Here is an 11,061-nt window from a genome sequence, read left to right as displayed (position 1 = left end):
GCCTCAAGGCGGCCGTAGCCAAGCAGTTTGTGGGCGCCTCCTGGCAGCGCTGCCGGGTGCACTTCATGCGCAACCTGCACGGCACGGTGGCGTCAAAGCACGCACCCGCGGTGACCGCGGCGGTCAAGACGATCTTCGCCCACACCGACCCCAAGGATGTGGCCGCGCAGTGGGACCAGGTCGCCGACACCTTCGCCGGCTCGTTCCCCAAGGCGCACCAGATGATGCGCGAGGCCAAAACGGACGTGCTGGCGTTCACCGCGTTCCCCCGCGGACACTGGCAGAAGATCTGGTCCAACAACCCCATCGAGCGGCTCAACAAAGAGATCAAACGCCGCGCCGACGTCGTAGAAATCTTCCCCAACCCGGAGGCCTTCCTGCGGCTGGCGACCTCGGTGGTGATCGACCAACACGACGAATGGCAAGTCGGTCGCCGCTACCTCTCAGAGAGCTCCATGGGCGAACTCCGAGCCGTCATCGCCGCCAAGCAGCACGCCCTCAACGCCAGCAACGGATATGATCAAAACACGGAACTCGTTGATCACTGCGACTGACCAGACGCGGAACCGATTCCCACCACATCACGGGGCACTATCTCGGAGATTGCATCAGCAAGCCAAGACAAAGACACGAACGCGTCCTTTCGACTGGTGGCCATGACCAGACTGATTGTCTGTCATGGCTACATTCGGCGACGGTTGGACCCACCGTCTAGGTGAGATGTGAACGGTTCGGGGGCATCACCCCAGCGTCATGACCCGCAACACCCTAGAGTGCTGTCATCAGACCAAAGTAGGGGTGCGAATGTCGATTGCTGTCTCTGACCCCGTCCACACAGCGGCGGGTGTGTCCTACACCGCCGAAGTTCAGCTCGCAGAGCCGGTCCGCGCGTGGTTGAACGCACAGGATGGCATCGTCGCTGTTGGCGACGAGATCGACGCTGGTCGCGGTGTAGCTGACCTCGTGGCAGGTTTCTCCGGCGACGCGTGGTTACCCACCCGGTCGACGTTCGCCAACCCACTCGCCCTGAGCGTTTTGGACAAGACTCAAGTGCCGATAGTGGAGTCGCAGCTTCGCGCATGGGCGCCCCATGGGTGGCGTTCGTTAAAGCGGCAGATCATTGAGCCTTTAGTCGCCGGCGGCCACTTGGAGGCGTTCTACTCCGAAGAGGAGTCGGCGCCGTCGTACCGAGCGACCCTCAATGCCGCTGATCCATTCAGCAGTTTAGTCGCGGTTGAGTTGAAGCTTAAGGACTGGCGTCGCGCTGTCGCGCAGGCTGGAAGGTATCGGCTGTTCGCCGAGCGCAGCTTCGTGGCGATGCCTGTGACCGTGATGAGCGCGAATCTGGAGACTGAGGCGCTTCGCAACCGAGTTGGCTTGCTGTCGATCGACTCCGCTGGGGGTGTCGAGGTTGTGCTGGAGGCGCCCACGAGCGGGCCGTTGCAGCCGCTTCGCCGCCGCTGGGCTGCCGAGCAACTGTTGAGCGCGGTGCGCGCTCCTACAACTAGGGTCGCGGGTAGCCCGATTCTCTAAATGAGCTACGCACCGCGGGCGAGCTTGAGGATGCTCAGCTGAGCGCCGTAGACCAGGCGGTGAGGAATGTGGCGGACTCTCCTGGTCCTGCAGGCGCGGGAAGATTGCTGAACGTGTGTTGCGCCGTTGAGACCAGAGCCCTCATGTACTTGATCCTCCCAGAGGCCTCCTGTCCCGCCAGGTCGCTGACCTGCGCGCGCATGGCGGTGATGTTGTGCTGCAGGAGCAGCACCCGTTGCTCGGTGCTCAGCGTGTCCAGGGCTGGGCTGGCGGAAAGTAAGGAGCGGGCCGCAGCCGTGCCCAGTTCGACGAGGTCAGGTTCGGCGGCAGCGAACTGTACGTAGGTGGACGTGGTCACGTACGTCAGGAGCTGAGGCACGTAGACACGATCTTGGGCGGCTCCGCCACTCTGGGTGGACTCCGGATGCGGGCTCATGTTCATTTGGACGCCCGAGACACCCGTCGTCCAGCCGGCCGCGCCCAGTGCGAGACCAAGCAGGCCCTCGGAGGCCCGCCGCCCCAGAACCACCGGAACACCGAACTCCCGCATCACACTCAGCACATCGGTCAGCCCGCTAAGCACGTCGCCATCGCCCAGGGGAGCGAAAGATGGTTGGGAAGTACGCACGAGCAGGTGCAGGGTGTCGATGGGCTGGGAGGTCAACATCGTCATCAGTTGGTCGCGGGCGTCGTCGTGAGTCAACCAGGACTGTGCCACCGCGACGGTGGTCCACACACGTTCCAACACGCCTTCGCGATCGGGAGCGCGGCGCTCAAGCAGATCGGCCGTCGCCGCTGCGCACAGAAGACTTTCGGCGATCCAAGTGCTTTCACCGTTGGCTGCGTAAAAGTAGGGCGCCAGCACAGCTGATGGCGCCGCCTTGAGCTGCATCTCGAGTGCTGACGCGCAGTAGGTTTCGCGGTCGGCTGAGGAGGAGAATCCGGTCAAAATCGGACCACGGCCATAGTCCTGCTTCTGGACGTAGGCGGGTCGGTGGTCGACGGGTGAGCGCGACAGGTATGTGCACGGATCGATCATCCGCTCGGTGACGCCAGCGTCAGTCAAAGCCATGAATTCTGCAACGCGGTCCTTTCCGCGCGGTTCGATGACGATGCCGTCGGGACGGAGGGAGCTCAAGAACCCAGGCGTAGAGGCGAAGCTCTTCTTATCCCCAATGGATAGTAGGAACTGAGGAGTGGTCTGCGGGGCATACTCGGGAATCGATAGCGCTGCTGCGACGCGCTCGATGTCGCCGATGAGCTTGGCGGTCTGGAGGAACCGCCGGTGCGGGGCCTTGGCAAGCATCTTCATGACCAGGTCGGCCAAGGCTGTCGGGATGGCGGGGTTAAGGTCACGGGGGTTACGCGGAGTCTGCCGGTCCGGCGCCATCCATGCTTCGTAAGGGGTGCGGTATGTGAATGGTAGAGAGCCAGTAAGCAGCCAATAGGCGTTGAGCCCCAGCACGAACTGGTCGGAGCGCCAGTCCCCGTGCGTCGGGTTCGCTCCGACCTGCTCCGGAGACATCCACCCGGGCGTGCCCGGCGTGGGCAACGTCGTGATGGTTTTGTCGTCAAGAGCGCGCGCCATTCCAAGATCGACGATGACGAGGTCACCGGCAGGGGTGATCATCATGTTGTTCGGGGTGAGGTCGCGGTGAGCGGTCCGCGCGTCCCACAAGGCAGCTGCGCCCGCAACAGCCTGCCGCACGAGATCTACTGCCTCGATCAGGTCAAAACTGCGTCCGCCGTCGATGACATTGCGCAGCGTGTCCCCGGCAACGAAGTCCATCTTGAGCCAGCGGTAGGTCACGCCTTCGAAGACCTGTGTGCCCGCTCCTTGGTATCCGACGATGTTGGGGTGGTTCACGCGCTCAAGTGCACTTAGCTCACGATCGGTGCGTTCAGCGCCGGCCTGGGCGGCGTCGACGATCTTAAGCGCGTAGTCGTCCCCGTCGGCGGTTTGAATGCGGAACGTGCTTGCGAACCCACCGGTGCCTAGGTGGCGGCAAGTCGCTGCGTCGGGAGCAACCTCGATGGCGACCTTCTCAAGTTGCACTCGATTAGCAGACATCGAACCTCTCTTCCATGTAGCGGCCGTCGTTCCGTGACCTGACTGTCGGGCGGACCCGCGCGGTGGAGTCATTGTGTCATCGAGGAGGGGTTGGACAACTTGAATGACGCCGCGCTGCCACGTGCGCGCGAAGTCGCGAGCAGTCTCTGCGGAGCGCGAGAGTAGCTTCTTTGGGGATCTCCTCACCCGGGTTCCGGGCGAAGCGTCCTGGCCAGCTCCTGGTTTCACTGTGTCAGTGGTACACCCGTGCGGGACGGTTGGTCGGGCAAAGTACCGGCTGGATCACAGGGTCTGTCTGCGCTCTTCTGACATAAGTCCATTCGGGCCTCGATGGCTGCTGAGACGAAAGGGAGTGCGCAGAAACGCTGACCTCGAGTTGCAAGGGGACCGAGATGGAGCAGCGGTTCGCCGCTGTGACTTCTACCCTGCCCGGGGAAGAAATTCGGCCGATTCAGCCGATTCTCAGCAGTCCCAACATTTCTCTTCAAATCAGCTCGAAAATCCCAACATCCCAACATTTCGTCCCAGACCTGACTTCCACAAGTTTTAGTGTCACCCTGCATTGATCGCGTCGATGACGGCTCGCGCAGCGTCCGGGATTGTGGGTTCGACGAGCATTTCGTGGTCGCCAATGGCGACGGTGACCGTGCGCAGGGGCCGCAGGGTGGTGACGATCTTCTTGATCGACATGCCGGTGACGTCCTGCAGGTGCCGGGCCACGGCCAGGGCGGCAAACACGACGGTCAGGTGAGCTTCGATCGCGTCGCGGGTGCGGTGGAAGATCGGCCGGGCCCTCAGGTCGGCCTTGGCCATGCGGAAGGACTGTTCGACTTTCCAGAGGTCGTGATAGGCCGCCACGACGGCATGGCCGTCCATCGCGGCCGGGGCGATGTTGGTGACATACCCCTTGTAACCTGCAGATTCGCGGGCCCGCTGGATCGAGGTCTCGTCCAGGATTACCTTCTGGTCGGTGACCTTCACGAACCGCTGCTTCTTGAGTGGTTCTGCCCGGTCGGCGACGCGTTGGGCGCGGTCGATCTGCGCGTTCAGCGTCCGCCGGTCTCGCTTGGCCCGCTCCCATTTGTAGTGCCACACCACCCGCCGGTCTCGCCGGTCCCGGCCCTGTCCCATTGGGCGGATCAGCTCCACGACGCCGTCGTCGGCAATCACGTTGCCGCGGCGGCCGAAGTGGTCCTCAAGCTCCTTGGGCGCCTTGGAGGTGCGGGAGCCGACGATGAACGACAGGCCCGCATCTTCCAGCGCATTGAGGTTGGCCGCCGACAGCATGCCGGCATCGGCTACCACGACCATGTCGCTGATCTGGTGGCGCTTCTGAAAGGCCGTGATGACCGGGATTAGCGTCTTGGTCTCTGCCTTGTTGCCCTCGAAGACGTGCACGTCCAGCGGGAACCCGTCCCGGGCCACCAGCAAGCCGACGGTGATCTGCGGGTCGACCTTGCGCTCTTTACTCATACCGACTTTGCGCAGGTCATCTTCTTTTTCTGCCTCGAAGTACAAGGTGGTCAAGTCGTAGAGCACCAACGCGACACCGGGGCCCCCGGCGCGGTTGACGTGGGCCCAGCAGGCGGTGGCGATCAGCGCGCGGTAGTCCCGGCCGACCACTCGCTGTAGACAGTTGTAGAGCGTGTTGACGTGCGGTGGTTTCGTCCCCAGTTCGCCCAGGACCCGAACCGAGTCCAACTTGCTGGTCGGCTCCACCGCACGGCACAGCACCAAGTCGCGGAACACCGTATCGCCCACCACGTCGAAGCCGAGCCTGGAGTACGTACCGGTCAATCCTTGCCACAAGATCCGCGCCGTGGACTGCTGGATCCGCGCGGCTGTCGCTGCCGGCACATCGATCACCGCGGCGCCGCGCTCGCTCAACTCCAGGTCAAACGCCTGCTGATCGCCCTGAATGCGCTGCTTGGCGACCTCGATCAACGCCGCCAACTCGCCGGGGGTGTGAGCCGAACCGAGGTGCTCGCGCACCACCAGCCGGCCGCTTACCCACTCGACCAACTGCACGCCCGTGGCCCCCGACCCCGTCGGCACCTTCCGAAATTTCAGCCCCACACGTCCAAGCTACCGGGCCGTTTAGTGTCACAAACGCCAGCCCCGAACTCGCCCTACCAGCGAAAACCGCAATCCCGATCCCTAGAACAGCGTCAACTTGTGGAAGTCAGGCCAGAATCCCAACTTTCGTCTTGCGCGGCAGCTACTGCCGCGCAAAGGCTGGTTTGGGATTGTGACCGTGCTAATCCCCGGAGCTGGGACGCTTCCGGGGCCGCGGTTTGAAACTCAGGCGCATAGGGCAGCCTTAGCTCTTTAATTTTGCCTGGGGCCCTTTCGTTCCAGATCAAGTGCAGTAGCTGTTGAGGTGCCCGATTCGTCGACGGTGCTGGCGTTCCAATTCATGCCGGGGGCACTTCCGGGGATGGCCTCGTTCACGACGTTCCTCCAGGTGGTCTGCCACTGGGACGGGAAGCAGGTTTGGAGTAGGTCGAGCATGATTGGGACTGCCGTCGAGGCCCCGGGGGATGCCCCGAGTAGGCCCGCAATTGTTCCGTCGCCGCCGACGATGAGTTCAGTTCCCTGCTGAAGTACACCAATGTGACGTCGGTCGGGGGTTACCAGTTGGGCGCGCTGACCGGCGGGCACGAGGTTCCAATGGTTGATGTCTGCGGCCGGGTAGAAGCGTTGTAGCTTGGCGAACTTCTTTCGGGGTCGGGCGGCGAGTTCGACGAGAAGGTAGCGCATCAGTGGAAGGTTCTGGATGAGTGCTGCCGCGATGACGTGCAGGTTGTGCCAGCGCAGCGTGGTGAAGAAGTCTGTGAGTCGTCCCTTCTTGAGTAGCTTGGTGCTGAAGGTCGCGTAGGGGCCGAACATCAGGTGTTCGGTCCCGTCGATGAAACGCCTGTCTAAATGGGGCACAGACATCGGTGGCGCTCCGATCTCCGCTTGCCCGTAGACCTTGGCTTCGTGGCGGGCAACGACCTCTGGTTCCGAGCAGCGGAAGAAGGCTGCACCAACGGGCAACACGGCGTATCCGCGAATCTCGGGTAGGCGAGCGCGCTGCAGCAGGCGTAGTGCCATTCCGCCGGCCCCGACGAAGACCCGTCGCCCACGAAGCTCGAACGTGCTGCCATGTGCGTGTCCCCCGACGACCCATGCTCCATCCGGGGACCGGCGCAGCGAGCGCACCTCGTGCTCGAGCAGTACCTGCCCTCCGGCGTCAGAGACGATCTGAGTCAACCCTTCCGTCAGTGTGCCGAAATCGACGTCGGTTCCCCCAGGATGGCGGGTGGCCGCCATCGGCTGATGATCGGTCCGTTCCTCCATCATCAGTGGTGCCCACTCGCTGATAGTGGTGGGATCTTCGGAGTACGCCATCCCGTCAAACAGGGGATCTGTCGTCAGCGTTTGGAATCGCTGCCGAAGGTAGTCGACGTCGCGATGGCCGAAGACGACGTCCATGTGTGGGGTGGAGTGGACGAAGGTTTCTGGAGAAAGCAGTCCCGTGCGTACCAGGTGTGCCCACCACTGGCGGCTGAGGTGAAACTGCCGCGCAACCTTCGACGCTTTGTGTCCGTCTGAGGGGTCGGGCATGTAGTTGAGCTCGCAGAATCCGGAGTGTCCAGTGCCGGCATTGTTCCATGGCCCACTGCTCTCAGAGGCCAACTCGGATGCCCTCTCAAGCAGGACAATTCGCCAGTCAGGCTGCAGAACCGCCAGCATTGATCCCAACGTTGCGGACATGATTCCGCCGCCGATCAAGATCATGTCGGCGTCGAGCTTCGTGCCCGAATCCGGTCCAGCTTTCGATGCTTCCCTCATGAGTCACACGCTCCCGATGTAGTGGGTCCAGTGCTGTCAGGATCGCCTCGGCTGAATCGTTCCGTCCAATGAATGATTAGGGCATTACAATCCGATAATGGATCAATGGACAAATCGGCTGGCCCCCCACTTGCGTGCCCTGGTGGCACTTTCCGCTCACGATGGACATATGACGCAGGCCGCCGAGGCGCTCGGCGTGCCGCAATCGTCGATGAGCCGTCGCGTTCATGCGTTGGAAAAGGAACTAGGCATTCCGCTTCTCATCCACGATGGACGAATCGTCCGCCTCACTGCTGCAGCCCAGCGACTGGCCAAGCAGATGCGCGAGCCACTGCGCGAGCTTGATTCGGTCATTGGTGAAGTAACCGGAGAAGCCGACCCCGATCAGGGAACAGTGCGGTTCGGTTTCCCCCTGACGATGGGCTCAGGGCGCATCCCCGACCTACTCGCCGAGTTCCGACACCACCACCCCGGCATCAAGGTGCTCCTCAAGCAAGCGCACGGCTCCGCCCTGACTGCGGAGCTTCTCGCCGGCGATCTGGACCTTGCTGTCGTCATACCCGCTCCCGAACGGCTCAGGCACGTGCGAATCGGCACGCAGCGAATCCAAGTCGCTGTCCCCAGCAATCATCCGCTCGCTGCGCTAGAGCAAGTCGAGCTCGCAGACCTCAAGCACGAGACCTTCATTGCCAACCCACCCAGCTACAACCTCCGCCAATTGACCGAGACCTGGTGCAGGGAAGCGGGCTACACACCGGACATCGCGTTCGAGGTAACCGAGTTCGCGACTATCCGTGAACTGGTCAGCCGTGGACTCGGAATCGCTCTGCTGCCCAACGACAAACGGATACCTCCAAGCATGATCGAACTGCCGCTGGTCGGCTCCCAGTACCGTCGAGACATCACGCTCGTCTGGAGCGCTACAACCGAAGCGCCCGCCACCCGCCGCCTAAGCAGCTTCCTCCTCCACCAGCCCGGCTGACACCACAACTCTCTGCCTACTGTCTGCAGGCAACCCGACTGCCGATGGGTTCAGATCGTGGCCTCAATCTCACGGACGTCAGCAACTGTCCTCGAGACCCACTCGGCACCCCCGGCTAGATCAGACCGCGCTACGGCGGCGGATTGCCCGGACTATTCCGCAGAAGGCTCAGCTGACTCTCAGCAGTCCCAAGCACTTCCTTCAAAACGGCCCCAAAATCCCAGAATCCCAACTTCACGCCCGAAAATCCCAAGTTTCGCCTTGCGCGGCAGCTACTGCCGCGCAAGGCGAAAGTTGGGATTTCAACCAGCGCAAAAACACCTCTTGGGACGGTTCCAGCGGCGGTAGTTGGGATCCGGAAGTTTAGGTAATCCTTACCTCTTTACTTTCTAAACATTAGGGAACACCGCTCCAGTTCTTCAGGGGAGCTGTCGGGGCTCACCCGGGGTGCGGACCGTCAGCGGCGGTGGGATAGCCGGCCATAGTCAGGGCGGGGCTCCGTTCTACTCCAGGGGTGGGATGCGATCTACTGTCGCGTCCCCGCTGACTGCGGGGCTAAGGAGAAACTCGTAAAATCTGGAGATGGATTTCTCGGCGTTCCCGTGCTCAGCAATGAGTTCGTTCGGTTGGAGCCGCTAGACGAATCGCATCACGATGACCTGGTTGATGCCGTCTGGCTGAATGATCTCTGGCGAACCTGGTACACCCACATCCTGGACCGTTCCCGCTCTGGTGGACACCCGGAGATGAGCGGTGAGTTCCCCCGAGATAGAGGGAGCGGATTATGGGATCTACTCGTCGGAGCTTCACTGCCGAGTACAAGGCCAACGCGGTAAGTTTGGTCATCGATGATGGCCGTGCGATCGCCGAAGTTGCACGCAGTATCGGCGTTCACGAGATGACGTTGGGGAAATGGGTGAAGAAGACTCGAGACGAGGGAAACGGTGAGTCTGACCGCCCGTTGAATGAGGACGAGCGGGCGGAACTCGAGCGCCTTCGCGAAGAAGTGAAGCACGCCCGGATGGAGGTGGAGTTCGCAAAAAAAGTAGCGACCTGGTTCGCGAAAGACCCGCGGTGAAATTCGCGGCTATCGCGGACTGGGCTGAATCCGATTCATATCCGGTCACGTTCATGTGTGCTCAACTCGGCGTCTCGACTTCTGGCTACTACAAGTGGCGCGGCAAGTCGCGCTCAGCTCGAGACCTCCGAGACGACGAGTTAACCGCGCTGATCGAGTACCACTACGAGCACCTCAACGGCCGTCCCGGCGTACGGCGCATGCGTGCGGAACTCGCCGCCGGCGGCCACCGGATCTCGCACAAGCGGGTGTGGCGGCTCATGAAGGTCGCAGGTCTGGAAGGCCGCCACCCGAAGGCGTGGAAGCGCACCACCGTCGCCGGAGACAGCCCCGTTGGGGCGCCTGACCTCATCGGCCGCGACTTCACGGCGGCAGAGGCGAACACCAAGTGGTGCGGCGATATTACTTACGTACGGACCTGGAACGGCTGGGCGTACCTGGCCACCGTCATCGATCTGCACTCCCGGMTGGTCGTCGGATGGGCCGTGGCCGACCACATGCGCACCGAGTTGGTCACCGACGCACTGGACATGGCCATCGCTCGTCGTCGACCACGCGGAAAAGTCATATTCCACAGCGATCGCGGAACTCAATACACGTCCACCGACTTCGACAAGTACTGCACGAAAAACAATATCCAACGATCATTAGGGCGCACTGGCATTTGTTTCGACAACGCAGTCGCAGAATCATTCTTCGCGAGCTACAAGAAAGAACTCATTCACACGCGCCCATGGCCCACTCTCAAAGCACTCAAAAAGAGCACATTCACCTGGATTGAGGAGTACTACAACAGAGCCCGACGACATTCCACACTGGGCTACTTGACACCAGCCGAGTACGAACTAGGATTCAGAGACATATACGAACTCGCCGCTTAATTGCAGTGGCCACTTTAGCGGGAACACTCCATCTCTTGTCGGTTGCCAAACAGTTTGTCAGTTTGCCAACTGCGTGTCAGTAGCGTGCCACTATTTTGTCAGCGAAGGCAGCCGGCCGAGTGTCGATGAATCCATCTTCGCGGTGAGACATCGGCAACGCGTCCCGGCTCTCTGCCCGGCACGGGTCAGCCAACGAGGACGGCGGAAGCCAGCGCAGCCATCAACCCTGCCAGCGTGGCCACCACGCTCCCAGCAGGCACTGCCACCCCGGCGGAGCGCTCTCTCACCAGATACCGAGCTCCAGCCCCTACTGCACCTACAGCCTCCAAGCCGGCGAACACCGAGAACACCGAGAACACCGTCAAGTACAGCGTCATGCTGAGTATCGCCCCGGGAACAGCCCCAGGGCCGCTCCCCGTACCAGCTAGAATCAGCGGAAACTGCCAGGCCCAGGGCACAATGCCCGCGGTCGGCGCCCGAATCCCGAGACTCTGTGGCGTGACCAGCGAGAACCCGAGGCGCTCGGCGAACGCGGCCCGGCTTATCTCAACTGGGCGCGAAGCCGCCCACCTCGATGGAATACCTACATGAGCCCCGAGTATCGCCTTCCTCGAGGCTCCAAGCTAGGTGAACCACAGACAAGACGACCGGCACCGCATCCCCGTTCTCCAGCTAAGCC

General features: G+C 62.0%; 8 protein-coding genes. 5 read left to right on the top strand and 3 right to left on the bottom strand.

From position 1 onward, the window contains the following. A partial coding sequence (locus G6R20_RS17995; protein ID WP_205475960.1) for a transposase occupies positions 1–554 on the top strand: 554 nt, incomplete at its 5' end. 199 nt (positions 555–753) lie between these two features. Next, positions 754–1,533, top strand: coding sequence for a hypothetical protein (locus G6R20_RS17990; protein WP_163377236.1), 780 nt, complete (start codon positions 754–756; stop codon positions 1,531–1,533). Between the two features lie 34 nt (positions 1,534–1,567). On the opposite strand, the gene G6R20_RS17985 is transcribed toward G6R20_RS17990, so the two are convergent. The 3 genes from G6R20_RS17985 to G6R20_RS17975 all read right to left on the bottom strand — a co-directional run bounded on the left by G6R20_RS17985 (position 1,568) and on the right by G6R20_RS17975 (position 7,441). Further along, entirely contained in the window at positions 1,568–3,604 is a 2,037-nt protein-coding gene (locus tag G6R20_RS17985; RefSeq protein ID WP_163377235.1) for a serine/threonine-protein kinase, read from the bottom strand. A 552-nt stretch (positions 3,605–4,156) separates the two neighbouring features. After that, on the bottom strand, positions 4,157–5,632 hold the full coding sequence (locus G6R20_RS17980; protein WP_163377234.1) for an IS1634 family transposase: 1,476 nt from the start codon (positions 5,630–5,632) through the stop codon (positions 4,157–4,159). Between the two features lie 300 nt (positions 5,633–5,932). Beyond that, complete coding sequence (locus G6R20_RS17975; RefSeq protein ID WP_163377233.1) at positions 5,933–7,441, bottom strand: malate:quinone oxidoreductase; 1,509 nt, start codon at positions 7,439–7,441, stop codon at positions 5,933–5,935. A gap of 97 nt (positions 7,442–7,538) precedes the next feature. On the opposite strand from G6R20_RS17975, the gene G6R20_RS17970 reads away from it, so the two are divergent. The 3 genes from G6R20_RS17970 (at position 7,539) to G6R20_RS17965 (ending at position 10,382) form a co-directional block, all read left to right on the top strand. Continuing rightward, the gene (locus G6R20_RS17970) at positions 7,539–8,423 is read left to right on the top strand and encodes a LysR family transcriptional regulator (protein ID WP_163377232.1); all 885 of its coding nucleotides are present in this window, start codon (positions 7,539–7,541) and stop codon (positions 8,421–8,423) included. A gap of 784 nt (positions 8,424–9,207) precedes the next feature. After that, a complete protein-coding gene (locus G6R20_RS18575; protein WP_006898371.1) occupies positions 9,208–9,501 on the top strand; it encodes a transposase in 294 nt (97 codons plus the stop codon). After that, positions 9,498–10,382, top strand: coding sequence for an IS3 family transposase (locus tag G6R20_RS17965; RefSeq protein ID WP_205475958.1), 885 nt, complete (start codon positions 9,498–9,500; stop codon positions 10,380–10,382). The genes G6R20_RS18575 and G6R20_RS17965 overlap by 4 nt, the downstream gene beginning before the upstream one ends. Positions 10,383–11,061: the final 679 nt, after the last annotated feature.

The sequence above is a fragment of the Dietzia sp. Alg238-R159 genome (assembly GCF_900537145.1).
GTDB classification, from domain to species: Bacteria; Actinomycetota; Actinomycetes; order Mycobacteriales; family Mycobacteriaceae; genus Dietzia; species Dietzia kunjamensis.
Note: the sequence above shows the minus strand (reverse complement) of the source record. Positions and strands in the feature narration are given on the sequence as shown.

What these genes read in the sequence shown, in the direction of transcription:
- G6R20_RS17975 (WP_163377233.1), bottom strand. Translation starts at nt 7,441, where the DNA reads ATGAGGGAAGCATCGAAAGCTGGACCGGATTCGGGCACGAAGCTCGAC.
- G6R20_RS18575 (WP_006898371.1), top strand. Translation starts at nt 9,208, where the DNA reads ATGGGATCTACTCGTCGGAGCTTCACTGCCGAGTACAAGGCCAACGCG.
- G6R20_RS17985 (WP_163377235.1), bottom strand. Translation starts at nt 3,604, where the DNA reads ATGTCTGCTAATCGAGTGCAACTTGAGAAGGTCGCCATCGAGGTTGCT.
- G6R20_RS17990 (WP_163377236.1), top strand. Translation starts at nt 754, where the DNA reads ATGACCCGCAACACCCTAGAGTGCTGTCATCAGACCAAAGTAGGGGTG.
- G6R20_RS17970 (WP_163377232.1), top strand. Translation starts at nt 7,539, where the DNA reads ATGGATCAATGGACAAATCGGCTGGCCCCCCACTTGCGTGCCCTGGTG.